This is a genomic window from Blautia luti (assembly GCF_013304735.1).
In the GTDB taxonomy this organism is placed as follows: Bacteria; Bacillota; Clostridia; order Lachnospirales; family Lachnospiraceae; genus Blautia_A.
Genome location: NZ_JAAITI010000021.1, coordinates 1 through 19,940, shown reverse-complemented (window position 1 = coordinate 19,940; position 19,940 = coordinate 1). Strand labels below are relative to the sequence as shown.

The following is a 19,940-nucleotide window of genomic DNA, read 5'->3' as shown; positions in this document are numbered from 1 at the left end:
TTACTGCAGGACACCATTTTCTGTGGAACAAAAAAACAGCAGTATCTTTCCCTGGCCGGTTATCTGCCAACCAAAAAATACTGCTGTCCTGTATCAGGATTTCCCTGAACTATGATCTTTCGTTTTTCTGCTCCTGAAGCCTGCTTTGGGCTTCCCTCGCCAGAAGATCTCTGTTATTTATTCCATGCACTCGTCAAGGATCTCGGCCATTTTGTCAATATCCTCTTTTGTGATCACAAGGGGAGGAACAAGACGGAGAACGTCGCTTCCTGCTGAGATCACGAGGAGACCTTTTGCAAGAGCTTTTTTCACAACATCTCCTACCGGGCGTCCTTTGATCACGATACCCTGCATGAAGCCTTTGCCTCTTCTTACTTCCGCACATTCATGTTTTGCAACCAGTTCGTCCAGTTTTTCCTCCAGATACGGGGTCAGGCCCTGTACATGAGAAAGGATCTGGTCTTTTTCGAAGATATCAAATACCTTGCTGACCGCCGCGCATACAAACGGATTTCCACCGTAAGTGGTTCCATGATCGCCTGGCTTCAGGGATGCTGCCGCTGCTTTCTTATTCAGAACAAAAGCACCTACCGGAACACCGCAGCCAAGAGCTTTGGCACAGGTCATGATATCCGGCTGTACGCCGTATGCCTGCCATGCGAAATAATGTCCTGTACGTCCCATACCACACTGGATCTCGTCCAGGATCAGGATGATATCTTTCTCATCACAGAGCTTACGCAAGCCTTCCAGGAACTCTTTGGTAGCCGGGTAAATACCTCCCTCGCCCTGTACAGTCTCGGCGATGATGGCACAGGTCTTGTCTGTAACCTGAGCTTTTACGCTCTCAAGGTCATTGAAATCCGCAAATTTTACGCCACCCATCAAAGGCTCAAAAGGCTCTCTGTAGTGTGCAGTACCTGTCACGGAAAGTGCACCGATGCTGCGGCCGTGGAAAGAATGGTTCATGGCAATGATCTCATGATCTGCATGGCCATCTCTCTCGTAGGCATATTTCTTGGCAGCTTTCAGAGCACCCTCGATAGCCTCTGTACCACTGTTTGTGAAGAATGCTTTTTCCATATGACTTGCCTGTACAAGTTTGGCACCTGCATCAATGATCGGCTCATTGTAATACAGGTTGGAAATGTGCATCAGTTTGTCGATCTGGGCTTTCAATGCTTCGTCATAGCCCGGGTAATGATACCCCAGTGCATTTACAGCGATACCTGCTGCAAAATCCAGATATTCCTTTCCTTCGGAATCATAGAGGTGGCAGCCCTCGCCTTTTTCAAAAACTACCGGAAAACGGTTATATGTATGAAGAATACTGGCTTCTGATTCTTCCATCAGTTCATTCATGCTCATTGTAATATTTCTCCCCATCATCTTTTAAAATTGCGGTACCAATACCTTTGTTTGTAAAGATCTCAAGCAGTAAGCTGTGCGGGATCCTTCCATCAAGGATATGGACTCTGTTTACACCATGCTCGATGGCATCGATGCAGTTTTTCAGTTTCGGGATCATTCCGCCGCCGACAGTACCATCGGAGATCAGGTTCTCAGCCTCATCTACACGAAGTTCGGAGATCAGAGTGGACGGATCGGAAGCGTCTCTGTATACACCTTCAATATCGGAAAGGAAGGCAAGTTTCTCTGCATTGACCGCCTCTGCAATAGCGCAGGCTGCATCATCTGCGTTAATGTTGTAGGAATCAAAATTCTCGTCAAAACCGATTGGGAATACGATCGGAAGGAAGTCTCTTTCCAGAAGGTCCTGGAGGATCTTTGGATTGACTTTTGTGACTTCACCTACGTAGCCGATGTCCTCGCCTTTGGAAAGTTTCTTTTTGCACTGGAGAAGACCACCGTCTTTACCGCTGACACCTACAGCCTGAACGCCGAGAGATTCTACTAAAGTAACAAGTTCTTTGTTGACTTTTGCGAGAACCATCTCTGCGATCTCCATGGTGTCTTTGTCTGTTACACGGAGACCGTTTACGAAACGAGGCTCCATGCCAACTTTGCCCACCCAGCGGCTGATTTCCTTGCCGCCGCCATGGACGATGATCGGTTTGAAGCCAACCAGCTTCAGGAGGACTGCGTCCTTGATGACGTTACGTTTTAATTCTTCATCAAGCATAGCGCTTCCGCCGTATTTGATGACTACAATTTTGCGGTTAAACCGCTGAATGTATGGCAGGGCTTCTATGAGAACCTCTGCTTTGTCAAGATATTTCTGATTCACCATATGGGTATCTCCTTTTTTTGAAAAATGATATGGGTTGAAAAAGGTTTTTTTGTTGTATGTTGGACGTTTTTTCTTTATAAATTATAGTTTTGTCTCAGCTGATAGCTGTGGGATTTGCGAGGAGGGGAAGCACTCGGAGTTCCGAAGGCCGTTTCCCCTCCTCGCGCTCCTCCCCTCCGGCCACGGAGAACGGGCTGTTGCCCGCACCGCGGGCAAAGCGCCTGCTGCGGATAGGCTGCCGCAGGCAGCCACCTCCGACGCGCTTTCGCCGAAGGCGAACAGCCCGTCAGTCTGCCTTTGGCGACTGACGTTTAACATGGCTCAACTTCCAAGCTCCCGCCCTGAAGTTTCTCATGTTCGTCACTCAGTCTTCGTCAACTAACGTTCAACACACCACAACCAAGCGTGCCCAACGGAGGGGGTTCTTAGGGGGAGCGTGCGGGCTTCGCAACTCCGAGCTCGCTCCCCCTAAGGGTTTTCTCAGCTTACAAACTGAAACAAAATTACATATAAAATCCACCATAAAAAACCGTTCTACAGAGCTCTTACATCAAGAACGATAATCCGCATTGATTTTTACATAATCATAAGTAAGGTCGCATCCCCATGCGGTTGCACTGGCCTCGCCCATCTTCATATCAGCAATGGCTGTCACAGCGTCTTCAGAGAGGATCTTTGTAGCTTCCTCTTCACTGTATCCTGTAGAAACTCCATTTTCAATGATCTTTATTTTTCCTGCTTTGCTCTCAAAGTAGAGATCCACTTTTTCTGGGTCGAACTGGACTCCGGAGTAGCCGAGGGCGCAGAGGATTCTGCCCCAGTTTGCGTCGTGGCCGTAGATGGCTGCTTTTGTTAAGGAAGAGGTTACTACGGATTTACTTAAGGTTACGGCTTCTGCCTTGGTGGCTGCGCCGATGACTTTGACCTCGAAGAGCGCGGTTGCGCCTTCTCCGTCCCCTGCGATCTTTTTGGCGAGGGTTGTGTTTACGTAGTTGAGGGCTTTTTTGAACTCTTCATAATCTGCGTTTTTCTCTGTGATCTTCGGATTGCCGGCCTGACCATTTGCCAGGAGGAGAACCGTGTCGTTTGTGGAGGTGTCTCCGTCAACAGATACCATGTTGTAGGTATCTTTGATGTCCTCGCTGAGTGCTTCCTGAAGAAGTTCCTTGGAGATGTCCACATCACTGGTGATGAATCCAAGCATTGTGCACATATTCGGGTGGATCATTCCGGAACCTTTGCACATACCGCCTACGGTTACGGTTTTTCCGCCGATCTCGATCTCTACAGCTGCCTCTTTCTTCTCGGTGTCGGTTGTCATGATGGCTTTTGCTGCCTCAAGGCCTGCCTCGCGGCTTCCCTCAAGCTTCGGCGCCATGGCTTTTACTCCGTTTGCGATACGGTCGATCGGAAGCTGCATTCCGATGACACCTGTGGATGCTACCAGCACGCTGTCTTCCGGGATTCCAAGGCTTTCGGATGCTGCCTTGGCTGTTTCTCTGCAGTAACCGAATCCTTCCTCACCGGTACATGCGTTGGCGATTCCGCTGTTGCAGATCACGGCTCTTGCGCCCTGATGATTGTATACAATGTCCTGATCCCATCTTACAGGAGCTGCTTTTACCACATTGGTCGTGAATGTTCCTGCAGCCACACAGGGAACTTCACTGAATACCATGGCCATATCGGTACGGCCTTTATATTTGATCTCTGCTGCAGTTGACGCTGCCTCAAAACCTTTTGCGGCTGTAACGCCGCCATCGATGATCTTCATATTCTATGTCTCCTCTCGTCTGAAATCCTCTGTGTTTTACGGGCACATCGGGATCTGTTTCAGTCCTTCGTTCTCGTCGAATCCAAACATCAGGTTCATGTTCTGAACGGCCTGTCCTGCGGCACCTTTTACCAGGTTGTCGATGGCGCCCATCATGATAACTCTCTTAGTTCTCGGATCGATCTTGAAGTTTACATCTACAAAGTTGCTGCCTTCCACGTTTCTTGTCTGCGGGCATACATCTTTGTTCAGCACACGTACAAAGAACTCATCTTTATAATATTTGTCATAGGCCGCTTTTACTTCCTCATAGGTAACATCCTTTGTCAGGGAAGCATATGCAGTTACCAGGATTCCTCTGTTCATCGGAACAAGATGCGGGGTAAAGTTGATCAGCACTTCCTGTCCGCATGCGTATCCAAGCTGGTCCTCAATCTCCGGTGTATGTCTGTGTGTGGCAACGCCGTAAGCTTTAATACTCTCGTTTACCTCACAGTAAAGATTCGGAACTTTAGCTCCTCTTCCTGCTCCGGATGTTCCGGACTTTGCATCAATGATAATAGTGTTCGGATCAATGAGGCCTTCTTTTAACAGCGGATAAATAGACAGTGTGGAGCATGTCGGATAGCATCCCGGGTTGGCGATCAGCCGTGCCTTTTTGATATCCTCACGGTTGATCTCGCAGAGACCGTAAACTGCTTCATCAATAAACTGCGGTGCTTTGTGCTCGATTCCGTACCATTTTTCATATTTCTTCACATCTTTAATACGGAAGTCCGCGCTTAAGTCGATCACCTTACATTTGGAAAGGATTTCTTCATTAATAAGGGATGCACAAAGGCCCTGCGGGGTTGCGGTAAAGATCACGTCCACCTCATCTGCAAGTGCCGCCATATTGTCATCCATACATTTGGCATCCACCAGTTTGAAAAAGTTCTGATAAATATCTGCATACTGCTGATCTATGTAGCTTCGGGAACCGAACCATTTGATCTCAACGTCCTTGTGTCCAAGAAGAAGTCTTACGATCTCATTTCCTGCGTATCCTGTCGCACCGATAATTCCTGCTTTAATCATCTTTCACATTCCTCCTCTGCCGTATCTCTTACGGCTTAAGTAAAAAGGCGTTCCTCATATGTCCGCCTTGTCAATGGATAGATTATACATCTTCTCTGCATATTATGCAATAGTCATTTTCTTTGATTTTTCACGGTCTTTTCTGTTTTTTATGTATTTTCTTATAATATTGCCCGTTTTTCGATGCATTTTTATGCAAAAAATTTTTCATATTTTTCAAATTATCTCTTGCATATTTATAAAATCTGGTGTATATTAAGCCATGTCGACAGGACAGCCGAAAATTTTGTTTTGTCACGCATGAATATTTATTCACTCTGGTAAAGTTATAAAACAGCATAATTTTTCCAGATAACGTAAAAAAATTCACCGTCCCGGAAATGTCCGGAGCGATACAAAATTTCAAAAAATCCCAGGAGGACATATATTATGAAAGAAAAAGTTGTTTTAGCGTATTCCGGTGGTCTTGATACCACAGCCCTGATCCCGTGGCTGAAAGAAACATTTGATTATGACGTTGTCTGCTGCTGTGTAAACTGCGGACAGGGAAATGAGCTGGACGGTCTTGAAGAGAGAGCAAAAATGTCCGGTGCTTCCAAATTATATATTGAAGATATTGTTGATGAGTTCTGCGATGATTTCATCATGCCATGTGTAGAGGCCGGTGCTGTATATGAGCATTCCTATCTTCTCGGAACTTCCATGGCTCGTCCGGTTATCGCCAAGAAACTGGTTGAGATCGCACGTAAAGAAGGCGCTGTTGCAATCTGCCACGGTGCTACAGGTAAAGGAAATGACCAGATCCGTTTCGAACTTGGTATCAAAGCTCTTGCTCCGGACATCAAAATCATCGCTCCATGGCGTATGACAGATCTGTGGACCATGCAGTCCCGTGAAGATGAGATCGAGTTCTGTAAAGCTCACGGCATCACTCTTCCGTTCGATGCAAGCCACAGCTACAGCCGTGACAGAAACCTCTGGCACATCAGCCACGAGGGACTGGAACTTGAGGATCCTTCCCAGGCTCCGAACTACGATGACATGCTTGTATTAAGCGTAACACCGGAGAAAGCTCCTGATAAAGAAACAGAAGTTACCATGACATTTGAGCAGGGTGTTCCGAAAACTCTCAACGGAAAGGCAATGAAAGTTTCCGAGATCATCACTGAGCTGAACAAACTTGGCGGCGAGAACGGTATCGGTATCGTTGACATCGTTGAGAACCGTGTTGTTGGTATGAAATCCCGTGGTGTTTATGAGACTCCTGGCGGAACAATCCTGATGGCAGCTCATGACCAGCTTGAGGAGCTGATCCTTGACCGTGAGACAATGGAAGCCAAGAAGAAACTGGGCAGCCAGTTTGCACAGGTTGTTTACGAGGGAAAATGGTACACACCACTCCGTGAGGCTATCCAGGCATTTGTTGAATCCACTCAGAAATATGTTACCGGTGAAGTTAAATTCAAACTTTACAAAGGAAACATCATCAAGAATGGTACAACTTCTCCATACAGCCTTTACAATGAGTCCCTTGCTTCCTTCACAACCGGTGATATGTATGACCACCACGACGCTGACGGATTCATCACTCTGTTCGGTCTGCCGCTGAAAGTTCGTGCTATGAAGCTTGCAGAAGTTAAGAACAACCAGAATCAGAACTAATTTTGCCGGACACGGTTCCGACAGATCATAAAAATGCCCCGGGAAGCTATCTGAAGTTCCCCGGGGTCTTTTCTTATATATCGCTTTGACCACATAATACGCGAAAGGATTCTTTTATCATGAACACACAGAAAATGCCTCTGAAAAATTCTCTCTGCCTGCTTCTGGCCGCTACCATCTGGGGAATCGCCTTTGTCGCCCAGAGTGTAGGCATGGAATATGTAGGTCCTTTTACTTTTAACGGCGTCCGTTCCCTGATCGGTGCTGCTGTTCTGGTGCCGGTGATCTTTCTCTTAAACCGCTCCAAAGATACAGCTTCTGCAGCGGCAGATCCCTCAACATCAACAACCACATCTTCTCCATACAAAACCCGCGATCTCTGGATCGGCGGTATCGCCTGCGGCATAGCACTTTTTGCAGCCAGCAACTTCCAGCAGTTCGGCATCAAATATACAACGGTGGGAAAAGCCGGTTTTATCACTGCCTGCTATATTGTCATTGTCCCGATTATCGGACTTTTCCTGAAAAAGAAATGCAGTCCCTTTATCTGGGCAGCCGTTGTCATGGCTCTGATCGGTCTTTATCTTCTCTGCATCACGGATGGTTTTTCCATTGGTCGCGGAGATATTCTGGTGCTGGTGTGTGCGTTTCTTTTTTCTCTGCACATTCTGGTCATTGACTATTTTTCCCCGAAAACGGACGGGGTAAAACTCTCCTGCATCCAGTTTCTGATCTGCGGGATCCTGTCCATGATCCCGGCCCTTATCCTTGAACATCCGCAGATTTCCTCCATCCTCACCGCATGGCTTCCCATCCTATATGCCGGAATCATGTCCTGCGGCGTTGCCTACACTCTGCAGATCGTAGGCCAGAAAAATGTCAATCCAACGGTAGCTTCTCTGATTCTTTCCCTGGAATCCTGTATCTCCGTACTTGCAGGCTGGGTCATCCTTGGACAGAAGCTTTCCGCAAAAGAGCTTCTTGGATGCGTCATCATGTTCGCGGCTATCATCCTGGCACAGCTGCCGGAGAAATCTTCTGCGAAATAGGCAGATAAACAATAAAGTGCATGAAAAGTTATCACGCTTCTCATGCACTTCTTTTTTATCTTTCATTGGCTTTCACTGCCGCCCCGTGTGGATACTGGCCGGTCACTTCATTTACTCCGCTGCTGCTTCGTCTCTCTTAATAAAGTTATTATAATGCGCCTTGATCTTCTCAAAGCTCTCCTGGCTGATATCGTGCTCCATCTTGCAGGCATCTTCCAGTGCAATCTCTGCCGGAACTCCAAGTCCCTCCAGCATCTTGGCAAGTACGGTGTGTCTCTCATAGATCTGGTTGGCGATCTCTGCGCCCTTCTCCAGAAGTGTCACAGTACCGTAACGGTCCATGGCAATATATCCGTCCTCACGGAGAAGCTTCATCGCATGGCTGACACTTGGCTTGGAAACGCCAAGTCTGGTAGCAATATCAATGGAACGAACCCCGCCGCCCTTCTTCGATAAAACCAGAATTGATTCCAGGTAATCCTCTGCTGACTGTCTGATTTCCATATAAAATCCTCCCTACAAAAATTAAACTCTATATAGACCCTCTAAAGGGATCTGAATTGCATTCTCGCCCCTATTTCACAGGTGAATATTAACTTTTAATATACCGCTTAAATGATGTTATGTCAAGTATTTCACACATATTTGTCTTGACATTAAAAATATTTTACCTGATAATAGTATCTGAACAATACATCTGTTCTGTAGCAGCCCGGAACTTTTTTCCAGGGGTGCTATCTTTTTGAACAGTAAAAGAAAGGAGATTTTTTATGCTCAAAACCCTTCTGGCCCAGGTCAGGGAGTTTAAAAAGGCCTCGTTTCTCACGCCTTTTTTCATGATCCTGGAAGTTCTCTTTGAGACTCTGATCCCCCTGGCCATGGCTTCCATCATTGATAAGGGTGTGGAAGCCGGAAATATCGGCCATATCTATCGGATGGGTGGAGTTATGGTAGTTCTTGCCCTGTGCGGACTCTGGTCCGGCGTCATGGGCGGAAAATACGGAGCACTGGCCTCCACAGGCTTTGCCAGAAACCTCCGAAAAGCCATGTACACCAACATCCAGACCTTTTCTTTTTCCAACATCGACAAATACAGCACTGCCGGCCTGATCACCCGTCTTACCACAGATGTGACCAACCTGCAGAATGCCTATCAGATGATCCTGCGTATGTGTACCCGTGCACCGGCCAGCCTGATCTGTGCCATGGTCATGGCATTTCTCATCAACGCCAAACTTGCAAGCATTTATCTGATCGCGGTGATCTTCCTCGGTGCCTGTCTGATCTTTATCATGCGGAAAGCAACGAAATATTTCCAGACTGTGTTCCGCAAATACGATGACCTGAACGCAAGTGTCCAGGAAAATATCGGTGCCGTCCGTGTTGTCAAAGCCTATGTCCGTGAAGACTACGAGATCAGCAAATTTCAGAAAGCCTGTAACAAAGTATACGAAATGTTCTTAAGTGCCGAGAAGATCGTTGTTATGAACATGCCTCTGATGCAGTTTACCGTTTACGCCTGCATCCTTGGAATCAGCTGGCTTGGCGCAAAAATGATCGTGGGCAGCACGCTTACTACCGGTGAGCTTATGAGCCTTCTCACTTACTGCATGAACATTCTCATGAGCCTGATGATGCTCTCCATGGTTTTTGTTATGGTGACCATGAGTATTGCCAGTGCCGAGCGTGTTACGGAAGTCATCAACGATACTGCTGATATCACTGACCCGGAGAACCCGGTAACAAAAGTTCCGGACGGAAGCATCGTCTTCGACCACGTAAACTTCAGTTATAAGAAAGACAGCAAAGAACCGGTCTTAAAAGACATCAACCTTTCCATCCGCTCCGGCGAGACCATCGGAATCATCGGCGGTACCGGAAGTGCCAAATCCAGTCTTGTAAACCTGATCAGCCGTCTTTATGACGTAACGGACGGTTCTGTTCTGGTGGGAGGCATCGATGTCCGCAAATACCACCTGGAATCTCTCAGGAACCAGGTTTCCGTTGTCCTTCAGAAGAACGTCCTCTTCTCAGGAACCATTCTGGAAAATCTCCGCTGGGGTGACAAAAACGCCACGGAAGAAGAATGCCGCCGTGCATGCCAGCTTGCCTGCGCCGATGATTTCATCGAAAAAATGCCGGATAAATACAATACTTTCATTGAACAGGGCGGTTCCAACGTTTCCGGAGGTCAGAAACAGCGTCTCTGTATCGCCCGTGCTCTTCTGAAGAAACCGAAGATACTGATCCTGGACGATTCCACCAGTGCGGTAGATACTGCCACAGACGCAAAAATCCGCCGTGCTTTTGCAGAAGAGATCCCGGATACCACCAAGCTGATCATCGCCCAGCGTGTTTCCAGTATCCAGAATGCAGACCGCATCATCGTTATGGACAACGGCGAGATCAACGGATTTGGTACCCATGAGGAACTTCTTAAGACCAACGCCATTTATCAGGATGTATTCAATTCACAGACCGGCGGTGCCGGTGATTTTGACGAGGGAGGTGATCCGGCTTGAAAAAACAGAACATGAAAGGTCCGGGTGGTCCTGGACCAAAAGGCATGGGAGCGCCGGAACAGCCAGGAAAACTTCTGGGACGCCTTTCCCGTTATATTTTTAAGAACTACAGTATCCATATCGTGATCGTGGTGATCTGCATTTTTGTCAGCGTTCTTGCCAATGTACAGGGAACCATGTTCATGAAAACCCTGATTGACCAGTATATCACGCCTCTTCTTAAGGCAGATACACCGGACTTCGGGCCTTTAACTGCTGCAATCGCACGTGTGGCATGTTTTTACGCCATCGGTGTTATTGCCACCTATACTTATAACCGTATCATGATCAATGTTTCCCAGGGAACTTTACGTAACCTCCGAAACGACATGTTTGCAAAAATGGAAACACTTCCCATCAAATATTTTGATACCCACGCACACGGTGATATCATGTCCATCTACACCAACGACATTGATACCCTGCGCCAGATGATCAGCCAGAGTTTCCCACAGCTGCTTTCCAGTGTGATCACCATTGTCAGTGTTCTTGTAAGTATGCTGATCCTCAACGTTCCGCTTACTTTCGTGACTCTGCTTATGGTTGCCATTATGCTGACTGCCAGCCGGAAACTTGCGGGCTTAAGCGGAAAATATTTCCTGGAGCAGCAGACCAACCTTGGTATTGTCAATGGTTATATCGAAGAGATGATGGAGGGTCAGAAGGTTGTCAAGGTCTTCTGCCATGAAGACGAAAGCATCCGGAAATTCGATGAACTGAACGACCAGCTTTTCACCAGCGCAGACAATGCAAACCGTTTTGCCAACATCCTGATGCCTGTGGTCGCACAGCTTGGAAATGTCAGCTATGTAATCTGCGCCATGGTGGGCGGTATCCTTGCTATCAACGGCATCGGCAGCTTCACACTTGGCGGGCTTGCCAGCTTCCTGACCTTCAATAAGAGCTTCAACATGCCTATCAACCAGGTCAGCCAGCAGTTCAATAGTATTGTTATGGCTCTTGCAGGTGCAAAACGTATCTTTGATCTTCTGGATGAAAAACCGGAAGTGGATGAAGGCTACGTTACTCTCGTCAATGCAAAAGAGGAAAACGGTGTTCTTACCGAATCCGACAAACGTACCGGCCGCTGGGCATGGAAGCATTTCCACAAAGCTGAGGGTACCACTGATTATATCGAGCTGAAGGGTGATATGGTCCTGGAGGATGTAGACTTTGGTTATAATTCCAACAAGATCGTTCTCCATGACATCAACATGTATGCACAGCCAGGCCAGAAGATCGCTTTTGTAGGCTCTACCGGCGCCGGGAAAACCACCATCACCAATCTTCTGAACCGTTTTTACGACATTCAGAAGGGTAAGATCCGTTATGACGGCATCAACATCACCAAGATCAAAAAAGATGATCTCAGACGCTCCATGGGCATCGTTCTTCAGGATACCAACCTGTTCACAGCAACCGTTATGGAAAATATCCGCTACGGAAAGCTGGATGCCACAGATGAGGAGGTTATCGCAGCAGCAAAGCTTGCCAACGCCGACGGTTTCATCCGCAGGCTTCCGCAGGGTTATAATACCCTTCTCCGCGGAAACGGTGCAAACTTAAGTCAGGGCCAGCGACAGCTTCTCTCCATTGCCCGTGCAGCTGTTGCAGACCCACCCGTCCTGATCCTGGACGAGGCCACCAGCTCCATTGATACCCGTACCGAAAAGCTTGTACAGGATGGTATGGATAAGCTGATGGAAGGCAGAACGACCTTTGTGATCGCCCACAGACTTTCCACAGTACGCAACAGTGACTGCATCATGGTCCTGGAGCAGGGACACATCATCGAGCGTGGTTCCCACGAGGAGCTGCTTGCACAGAAGGGCCGGTATTATCAGCTGTATAACGGCTGATCCAGGCTCACAGTTATTTTCGATCTAAAATATTCAATACCAAAAACATGCAGGGTGTATCTTTTCTGATAGTCCTGCATGTTTTTTTATGCTATAATCTTTGATTGAAATCTATTTTTCCGGAAAGGAGTCTCCGTATTTTTATATATGAAACAAACTGAAGAATATTACTACGGCAAAATGTCGAAAGATAAACAAAACGTGTACCGTGCAATGCTTCACGGGCTTATGGAGCTTTCCGACGAGTTCCTGATCCCGCAGGTACCAACCACCGATGGAAACTGGCTCTATGATGTATTTTTCCAGCTTCGTCTGGATCACCCGGAGATTTTCTGGGCTGTGGGATTTAAATACCGTTATTACAAGGACTCGCCAAATCTGATACTGATCCCTGAATATATCTTCGACAAAAATAAAATCCGGAAGCATCAGAAAGCCCTGGGAGCCCGCGTAGACAAGCTTGTGCGCACCGCCATGAAGTTTTCCGAGTGGGATAAGGAAAAATATGTCCATGACTTCATCTGCGAAAATATCCGCTACGACAAACTGAAAAAGCCATATTCCCACGAGATCATCGGGCCTCTGGGCCATGGTGTCGGTGTCTGCGAGGGAATCGCCAAATCCGTAAAGGTCCTCTGTGATGCCCTTGGTGTATGGTGTATTATCGCCATCTGCGGGAACAATCCGGAAAAAGGGATCAAATACCGTCATACCTGGAACATCGTCCGGATCAACGGACAGTACTATCATCTGGATGCCACTTTCGATAATACTCTGGGCAAAAACGAAGACGGCTCAACCAGTATCCGTTACGATTATTTTAATCTGGATGACAAAAACATCTTCCGTGACCATGAACCACTGATCGCTCCGGCACCTCCCTGCCCGGATGGAAACCACTTTTATTACCGCGAGAAAAAGCTGTCCTTCACCAAATTGGAAGACGTATACAAACGTGCCCTCCAGGCTGCAAAAAAAGGCCGCGAATTCACCTTCCACTGGCGAGGCGGATATCTCACCCGTGAAGTCCTCGCAGACCTTGTAGATCAGATCCAGGCCGCAGGAAAGACACGGGACAAAAAAGCCATCATCACACTCAACTGGCCTCAGGCTGTACTGCGATTTCATTTTGCGGAACAGCAGGCGGAAGGGAAGGTGTTTATTGAGGAAGTGAATGAAGGGGAGAAACTGTAACGTCATTTAAGAAATTCGATAGCGTCAAAATGCCACATATCATTATGCATATGTGGCATTTTTCTGTGAATATAATTCTAAAAATTAAAAGACTTTCCATAAATCAGATTTATAGAAAGCCTCTTGATCACTGCACCGAGTACGGATAAATCCGAACCCTCAACTTCCGCCAGTGTGATAGTCTTAGAACCGTCCTTATAGTTGAAAGTAAGGATTATCTTGTCCTCATAAAGATACACCGCATTTACAAAACTGTCAATCAGTCTTTGCCGCTGTTCCCGCTTTGTCACATCAAATTTGCGGAAACGGTAAATGAAAAATGCAATCTGTTCTCTTGTAAGCAGGGGCTTGTGCATTTCCTCCTGCAAAATGCTGACTTCAAGTTGGCTTTTGGTTTCCTCCAACTCGTCCAGTCTTTGCTTGGTGGACGGGGTAAAAATTCCTGCTTGAATGGCGTTGAGCATATTGTTAATACCTTTTTCCGTTTCTGCAAGCTGCTTTTTCAAAAGGGGCAGATCGGTGCTTTCTTTCTTCTGCAACTCCATCAGCATATCAATCAGCCGTTCCATGACTGCATCATTCATAATTGCTTTCATGGTATAGTTGACAACCAAATCTTCAATCCAGTCTTTCTTGACTGCTTTCTTGTCGCAGAGCTTCTTTTTCTTGGTATTCACACAGCGATAATAACGGTGTACTTTCATCGTATGGCTTGTGCCGCTTTCTCCCACCATAAAGGAGCCGCATTTCCCACAGTACAGCTTCGTTGTCAAAAGGTAATCGTCCTCGGCTTTGTGACGGGCAGGAGCCTTTTTGTTCTTCGCCAGCCGTTTCTGTACCCGTTCAAATAATTCTTTCGGGACAATCGCTAGAATACCGTCCTCTTTGACTACATCACGATAACTGTACTCGCCCATATAGCGGCGGTTTTTCAACAAATGGTTCATAATATTCAGCGTAATTTTCCCGCCACGAATGGAACGCATACCCCGACTGTTCAATAGATTAACAAGCTCCTGCATGGTTGCCCCCTCGCTGTACTTTGTAAACATTTCCAGTACCACCGGGGCAGTCTTGGGGTCGATTTGATAATACTGCTGTTCGTCAATATAATATCCCATCGGAACAGTACCGCCGTTGTATTTACATTTCAGCGCATTGTCGGTCAGTCCCCGGATAACCTTTTCAGAGAGCTCCGCAGAATAGTATTCCGCATATCCCTCCAACATGGCTTCCAGAATAATTCCCTCGCTGCCCTCGGAGATATTTTCCCTTGCGGAAATGACTTTCACACCGTTCTTTTTCAAAAGATTTTTATATCGTGCGCTGTCGTAACGGTTCCGGGCAAAGCGGTCTAATTTCCATACAAGGACAACATCAAATAAGCCTTTTGCGCTGTCTTTAATCATGTGTTGAAATTCGGGGCGGTTATCTGTTTTTGCTGACAATGCCCTGTCAATATAAGTTCCTAAAATTGTAATATCGTTGCGCTCTGCATACTCCTTACATTCCCGCAACTGTCCCTCAATACTTTCTTCTCTCTGATTGTCGGAAGAATAGCGGGCATAGATAACACCTTTCATTTTGCATCTCTCCAATTATTCTTCTTCCGTTTGGTTTTGCGAATTAGCCTTCTCATTGAAAGGCTTTACGATTTCATCTACAACCTCTCTAATAAATTCAACTGGATGAATTAATGCAATTCCACTATTTTCACTTCGTATTTCTACAACTTGCTGGGTTTGACTATTGATTAAATTTTCTCTATACGGAATATACGAATGAACAATTCCAACTAATACAGATTTATTCAACGATTTCGTACCTTCTATTGAAACTATTTCTGGTCTAGTGACAATTGGGCTTCCCGAATTGCCCGGAAAATTCTGTATATCAGCAAGAATATTATAAGACTCTAGTATTTGTGCAGCACTAATTCTAGCAATACACCCCAAACGACAAATAGGTAAATTAGAATTTATATTTACAAGTCCCATAGGAAACCCCAACATATGTATCAGTGTTCCTTCGTCAACCCCTTCTTATCGTAATTCTTCAGATGTCATTGCATGTTTATCAATATCAAATGCTGCAAATTCTATATTGTTATCTGTTATAAATTTCCCATTTAAAGGAAGAACAGCTATATCGACATTTGCATTTGGATGTTCATAATATAATTTTACTCCATTCTCATAAAGTGCTGCATCTACAATATCTAATGTACTATTGTCTCTTTTTTTCAACCGTAGTACAATACTGCATTTATTTGCCAGTACATGCTTGTTAGTGACAAGCATCGGACGTGCGTTTCCTTCTGCATCAAACACTCTAACTATAAAAAATCCTGTACCTGTCCATGAAATACCAGCACCATTACGTACACCGATTGATGTAACAGAATTTATAAAAAATTCCGGAATTATTGCCATAATTATTTCCTCCTATCATTCATCATTTCAAGAAGCGTCTGTTTTAATTTTTCATTCAGCGGAGATTGCGGATCAAAACACATTTCAATAAACTGCTTCATTTCCTCACTCCCCGGCGCAATCTTCGGACGGTGTTCATATAGCTTGCCTTGCGGATTGTCTGTCCGGGCAAGCAGGTAATCCAATGATACATCAAAATAATCCGCATACCTTACAAGCGTTTCCAAAGAGGGAGCCGACTGCCCCTGCTCATAACGATTGATACTGGACTGCTTCACTCCCAAAAGTTCTGCCATCTTTACCTGCGACAGCTTCACACTTTCCCGCAATCTCCGCAGGCGTTCTCCTAATTCTTTCATGGGCTGTAACCTCCTTGTTTCCTCTATGCGTAGTATATCATTTTTAAGGTTTTATTCCAACCCGTATTGAGCATATTTTTGAGGAATATACTCGTAAAGCGGATAAAGAAAACGGGGAGGGTTACAACAAAATAAGCGGTCAATCCGACTGTGGTTTTACAGCAGATTGTGACCGCTTATTTTTCATTTTGGAGGAAGTGTGGCTACACGCTTCCTCTAAAATAGGGTTTCCAAAGGGTACCCCTTTGGCACACGACTTTGCTTGCAAAGTATAGTGTGTTATACGCTCTGTCGGCGTTGCTGCGAAAATGAGGTTGCCAACCGGGAGGGCAAGAGCATTTGAAGCAGCAAGCACAGGGTTGGGTTCATCAGCAGACAGGGCGTATATGAAGGGAGCTTCGCTTATCCTACTCCCATGATTTACAATCGCATTTTTTCATAAGTCCCAATAAGCAAAACTTTCTATGTAAGTTCAATTTTAGTTCTTTTATGTAGAGTATCTTCATACCAAGAAGTTAATATGTTTGAACTAAGTTTTTGCATCTTCTTTATTTCTCTTGAAGCCTTGTAAATATCCGTATCAAGATATGTCTGTGGTAATACTGTAATATTTGTTTGTTGTTTCAACGCTAATGGATTTTCACTATTACCTTTAAGAAGTTTAACATATTCGCCAAACATTATAGGGCAATTTTTTTCTAATAAGGCAGGAATAGACGGATATACAATTTTGTTAATTATATCTGATGCCCAATACCCTGTTATTGATAAGTCAAATGGATTCACATATATATGATTATAAAAATCAATGTCAACTATGCTACCATGAATTGCGCCAATTCCACCAATTTGTTTTACCATATCTGCAATTCGTTTTTGAAATGAAGTAAACTTGTCCAGCGGCGTTTTTATCGTAGAAATCATGGTATCCATATTATCATAATAATACTGAACATCTTGAATTTCCAATTTTTTCATGGTGCCACCGTTAAGGATAGTAAGACTACCACTTCTTGATTTGTGAATAAAACAGTAATACTCATTCTTTTTTAACATATAGAGTACATTTACTTCTCGTTGGAAAGTCATTGATATATTTTTCCCTCGGTAGAAGTCATTGTACTGCTCACTCGTAATCTCAAATATACCATCCTCATAATCAGAAAAGCAATCATAATCGTTATCAATTAAAAAAGTTTTCAAGTGAGGGGTTTCGATATGGTATCCAACTTGATTGTCTGAATAAACTCTATATTCACCATCGTCATGGAAAAAATTCCTGTGTGTATGTCCACTTACATAAACATAATTTTTATCAGGTTCTGCTTCTCTGCACCAATCTTTTTTGGGTGTATGTGTTAAAATAATTGCATTCTTATTTGCAAGAATAGGGCATAACCGATTATACAAATCTTCAAAAATTTTAGATTCTTTTATTTCAGTAGTCCTGTCCATAGTCATTCGATAAATGCCATTATCAGCATTAAACTCTGTATTATATCCTGAAAAGCCCAATCCGCCGAGAATCACATATCTTGCACTTCGCAAGCGGTCAGCAATTTGCAGTTCATTCATTTTGCACAAATCATGGTATTTAATCAGGTGTATTCCTGTTTTCGGATCAGCAAGCAAACTACAATCTTCTTTGTAAAGAAGATCGTTATGAAGTAAATACATACCATGCTTTTCCAAAATAGTTCGATACTTTGAAACAATCTGCTCTATTTGAAAGCCCGGAAAACTCCATAACTCATGATTTCCAATCGTAAACACAACCTGTGTGTTTCGGCGTAATGTTTTGGAAAGCATCTTTACAAATAACTGGAATATTCCAATATCTGATGACACATCACCGTCAATCAATAATAAGCATCCTGCTTCATTAGCAATAGTATTAACTATTCTTTGAATTACATATATAATATCTTCTTTTGAACGACAGCCTGCATTTTGTATTCTGTGCATAAGATGAAGATCTGAAATATAGTGAACTCTTTGGCATTTGTTATCAAAAGCCCAATCGAAATATGATAAGTCTCGTCCTGCTACTTCCGATACCAAATCTCTCGAAGATTGAAGAACTAAAGCAGTTTCGGATTCATTTTTTTCAATACACTCAAAGGATTCTATAACATTCAAGTTAATTGTATAAGTATCATATTGTAAACCAAACTTTTCACACAAGCTGCTTTTCAGTTTTGCACCTGTAAAGTCAATAAAATCCCACTGATCTAAATTGTCAATTCCATCACAAAAAAGCAAATTTGCATTGGACAGATTTCCTTTAAGAAAAGCAACAAAATCAAAAAAATAGTTAAATGTATGATTATATTCTTTAAGTATACTACCAGATTTATTGAGCCACTTCTGTGTTACATAAAATTTTCTGTTATGATAGTATTTCTTTACAGAATATGTGACATCCATATTTGCATGAATCGGAAGCTTTGTTGTTTCATCAACGATATACTTAGAAAAATCCGCATTACATTCAAGTGCATCTGATAAATCGCAATATGTCAAATCCCCATTTCGATAATTAACAAACTCATCAAATGTTTCAAAATACCTATAAATTGTTGTGATTGGAAAATATGTATTATTCTTTTGATATCCTTTAGTTTTTTCACAATAGTAGTGCGTTTCCTTGTCAAACAATGCTTCTGAATAAAAATCAATTTCTCCCTCTTTCAAGAGATCAATATACTCTTTTAATTTCTTCTTATGCTTATATATTGTTCCCTTTGCTCCTAAAGAATAATTAAACGATTGCATAACATCATCAGGATCATATATTGAACATAAAGCATTTATCATTTTGTATTCAGGATAAGCACCGGAGGACATGTATTCCATAATAATAGAGAATCTTTTTTTATTCTCAACATCTGCAAAAATGTATTGAAAGAAGAAAAAGCTGACATCTACAATGGAAGAAATCTTAGATTTTTTATAATTCTCCACGACTTTTACTAATTCATCATAGCTATTACAATTACTAAATTTTTTGTTCCACTGTTGACATGATTTATGAATTTGTTTGCCTTTCTCATAACCTTCTTGTTCTTTATTCGATAATGACAATGAATAATCATCTATTGTATCTTCGATAAATGCTTTTTTTGCCATTAACTTTTCTGCATCAATTCTTTTAGAAGTAGAGAGCTTCGAAAAAGGACAAAATGTATAGCAAGCATTTTCATAAATATCTCCGTTTAAAAAATCAAAATAAGAATCAAAATCATCAAAGGATAAGAAAATATCTTTCTTTCGTTGTTCACTATCTGTATCAATGTGAATTAAGGTTTCTTCAACAAAAAAGGTATTTGAGATAATATCGAATCCTTTTTTTCCAGTTATGCGCAATCCCGCTTTTCGTTCAAAAGTTACAATCTGAATTTCATTCTCATATTCCTCTGAAACATCAAAAACTCTAATCTCTTTTTTCTTTAATTGCCTGATTATTTTCTTTATTTCTGATTGTGCCACAGCATTTTCACCCTTTCTCTGCCTGTTTAATCATTTTCTTCGCCAACTGCCGGAATTGTTCCGCCGTTTCCTCGTCCATCGGAAGAATCTGCCCAATCTGTCCGGCAATCACAGAAGTTACATCGTCCATAGAAATCAGTTTCTGTTTTGGCTCTGCAAGCGTGTCCCGCATAGTCTGAGTCAAGACCACCCGCTTAGCGGGTGGCTTGCTCTGTCCCTATAAGGGACTATTC

Annotated in this window: 15 protein-coding genes and 1 pseudogene; 5 read left to right on the top strand and 11 right to left on the bottom strand. The window is 43.9% G+C overall.

Annotation, left to right across the window (positions count from 1 at the left end):
• Positions 1-177: 177 nt before the first annotated feature.
• From G5B06_RS11860 to argC, 4 genes are all read right to left on the bottom strand, one after another.
• Positions 178-1,368: an aspartate aminotransferase family protein gene (locus G5B06_RS11860; protein WP_119247803.1), complete on the bottom strand. Its 1,191-nt coding sequence runs from the start codon at positions 1,366-1,368 to the stop codon at positions 178-180.
• Entirely contained in the window at positions 1,355-2,251 is an 897-nt protein-coding gene (gene argB / locus G5B06_RS11855; RefSeq protein ID WP_118062712.1) for an acetylglutamate kinase, read from the bottom strand. Before argB ends, G5B06_RS11860 begins: the two co-directional genes overlap by 14 nt.
• 550 nt (positions 2,252-2,801) lie before the next feature.
• On the bottom strand, positions 2,802-4,025 hold the full coding sequence (gene argJ / locus G5B06_RS11850; RefSeq protein ID WP_173772142.1) for a bifunctional glutamate N-acetyltransferase/amino-acid acetyltransferase ArgJ: 1,224 nt from the start codon (positions 4,023-4,025) through the stop codon (positions 2,802-2,804).
• 36 nt (positions 4,026-4,061) lie between these two features.
• Positions 4,062-5,102 carry an N-acetyl-gamma-glutamyl-phosphate reductase gene (argC, locus tag G5B06_RS11845; protein ID WP_021976394.1) on the bottom strand — a complete coding sequence of 347 codons (1,041 nt, stop codon included), beginning with the start codon at positions 5,100-5,102 and terminating at the stop codon, positions 4,062-4,064.
• Between the two features lie 429 nt (positions 5,103-5,531).
• Between argC and G5B06_RS11840 the strand changes: the two genes are divergently transcribed.
• The gene (locus tag G5B06_RS11840) at positions 5,532-6,764 is read left to right on the top strand and encodes an argininosuccinate synthase (protein ID WP_021976393.1); all 1,233 of its coding nucleotides are present in this window, start codon (positions 5,532-5,534) and stop codon (positions 6,762-6,764) included.
• Positions 6,765-6,883: 119 nt separating this feature from the next.
• Complete coding sequence (locus G5B06_RS11835) at positions 6,884-7,813, top strand: DMT family transporter (RefSeq protein WP_173762647.1); 930 nt, start codon at positions 6,884-6,886, stop codon at positions 7,811-7,813.
• Between the two features lie 111 nt (positions 7,814-7,924).
• On the opposite strand, the gene G5B06_RS11830 is transcribed toward G5B06_RS11835, so the two are convergent.
• A complete protein-coding gene (locus G5B06_RS11830; RefSeq protein ID WP_021976391.1) occupies positions 7,925-8,317 on the bottom strand; it encodes a metal-dependent transcriptional regulator in 393 nt (130 codons plus the stop codon).
• Between the two features lie 266 nt (positions 8,318-8,583).
• Here G5B06_RS11830 and G5B06_RS11825 point away from each other — a divergent pair, with 266 nt between their 5' ends.
• The 3 genes from G5B06_RS11825 (at position 8,584) to G5B06_RS11815 (ending at position 13,427) form a co-directional block, all read left to right on the top strand.
• Entirely contained in the window at positions 8,584-10,335 is a 1,752-nt protein-coding gene (locus tag G5B06_RS11825; RefSeq protein ID WP_021976390.1) for an ABC transporter ATP-binding protein, read from the top strand.
• 11 nt (positions 10,336-10,346) lie between these two features.
• Positions 10,347-12,233, top strand: coding sequence for an ABC transporter ATP-binding protein (locus G5B06_RS11820; RefSeq protein WP_173772161.1), 1,887 nt, complete (start codon positions 10,347-10,349; stop codon positions 12,231-12,233).
• Between the two features lie 147 nt (positions 12,234-12,380).
• Positions 12,381-13,427, top strand: coding sequence for a transglutaminase domain-containing protein (locus G5B06_RS11815; RefSeq protein ID WP_173772140.1), 1,047 nt, complete (start codon positions 12,381-12,383; stop codon positions 13,425-13,427).
• A 77-nt stretch (positions 13,428-13,504) separates the two neighbouring features.
• On the opposite strand, the gene G5B06_RS11810 is transcribed toward G5B06_RS11815, so the two are convergent.
• The 6 genes and pseudogenes from G5B06_RS11810 to G5B06_RS11790 form a co-directional block, all read right to left on the bottom strand.
• Complete coding sequence (locus G5B06_RS11810) at positions 13,505-15,010, bottom strand: recombinase family protein (RefSeq protein WP_173772138.1); 1,506 nt, start codon at positions 15,008-15,010, stop codon at positions 13,505-13,507.
• A gap of 15 nt (positions 15,011-15,025) precedes the next feature.
• A complete protein-coding gene (locus G5B06_RS18785; RefSeq protein ID WP_202030857.1) occupies positions 15,026-15,424 on the bottom strand; it encodes a hypothetical protein in 399 nt (132 codons plus the stop codon).
• Between the two features lie 45 nt (positions 15,425-15,469).
• The gene (locus tag G5B06_RS18780; RefSeq protein WP_202030856.1) at positions 15,470-15,859 is read right to left on the bottom strand and encodes a hypothetical protein; all 390 of its coding nucleotides are present in this window, start codon (positions 15,857-15,859) and stop codon (positions 15,470-15,472) included.
• A gap of 2 nt (positions 15,860-15,861) precedes the next feature.
• On the bottom strand, positions 15,862-16,218 hold the full coding sequence (locus G5B06_RS11800) for a helix-turn-helix domain-containing protein (protein ID WP_173772136.1): 357 nt from the start codon (positions 16,216-16,218) through the stop codon (positions 15,862-15,864).
• 462 nt (positions 16,219-16,680) lie between these two features.
• Positions 16,681-19,707 carry a metallophosphoesterase gene (locus tag G5B06_RS19410; RefSeq protein ID WP_173772134.1) on the bottom strand — a complete coding sequence of 1,009 codons (3,027 nt, stop codon included), beginning with the start codon at positions 19,705-19,707 and terminating at the stop codon, positions 16,681-16,683.
• Positions 19,708-19,714: 7 nt separating this feature from the next.
• Positions 19,715-19,885, bottom strand: a pseudogene (locus G5B06_RS11790) (XRE family transcriptional regulator); the annotation flags it as partial.
• Positions 19,886-19,940 lie beyond the last annotated feature (55 nt).

Bases quoted from the DNA above. Each gene is read 5' to 3' on its own strand.
- G5B06_RS11860 (WP_119247803.1), bottom strand. From the start codon at position 1,368: ATGAGCATGAATGAACTGATGGAAGAATCAGAAGCCAGTATTCTTCAT.
- argB (WP_118062712.1), bottom strand. From the start codon at position 2,251: ATGGTGAATCAGAAATATCTTGACAAAGCAGAGGTTCTCATAGAAGCC.
- argJ (WP_173772142.1), bottom strand. From the start codon at position 4,025: ATGAAGATCATCGATGGCGGCGTTACAGCCGCAAAAGGTTTTGAGGCA.
- argC (WP_021976394.1), bottom strand. From the start codon at position 5,102: ATGATTAAAGCAGGAATTATCGGTGCGACAGGATACGCAGGAAATGAG.
- G5B06_RS11840 (WP_021976393.1), top strand. From the start codon at position 5,532: ATGAAAGAAAAAGTTGTTTTAGCGTATTCCGGTGGTCTTGATACCACA.
- G5B06_RS11835 (WP_173762647.1), top strand. From the start codon at position 6,884: ATGAACACACAGAAAATGCCTCTGAAAAATTCTCTCTGCCTGCTTCTG.
- G5B06_RS11830 (WP_021976391.1), bottom strand. From the start codon at position 8,317: ATGGAAATCAGACAGTCAGCAGAGGATTACCTGGAATCAATTCTGGTT.
- G5B06_RS11825 (WP_021976390.1), top strand. From the start codon at position 8,584: ATGCTCAAAACCCTTCTGGCCCAGGTCAGGGAGTTTAAAAAGGCCTCG.
- G5B06_RS11820 (WP_173772161.1), top strand. From the start codon at position 10,347: ATGAAAGGTCCGGGTGGTCCTGGACCAAAAGGCATGGGAGCGCCGGAA.
- G5B06_RS11815 (WP_173772140.1), top strand. From the start codon at position 12,381: ATGAAACAAACTGAAGAATATTACTACGGCAAAATGTCGAAAGATAAA.
- G5B06_RS11810 (WP_173772138.1), bottom strand. From the start codon at position 15,010: ATGAAAGGTGTTATCTATGCCCGCTATTCTTCCGACAATCAGAGAGAA.
- G5B06_RS18785 (WP_202030857.1), bottom strand. From the start codon at position 15,424: ATGGGACTTGTAAATATAAATTCTAATTTACCTATTTGTCGTTTGGGG.
- G5B06_RS18780 (WP_202030856.1), bottom strand. From the start codon at position 15,859: ATGGCAATAATTCCGGAATTTTTTATAAATTCTGTTACATCAATCGGT.
- G5B06_RS11800 (WP_173772136.1), bottom strand. From the start codon at position 16,218: ATGAAAGAATTAGGAGAACGCCTGCGGAGATTGCGGGAAAGTGTGAAG.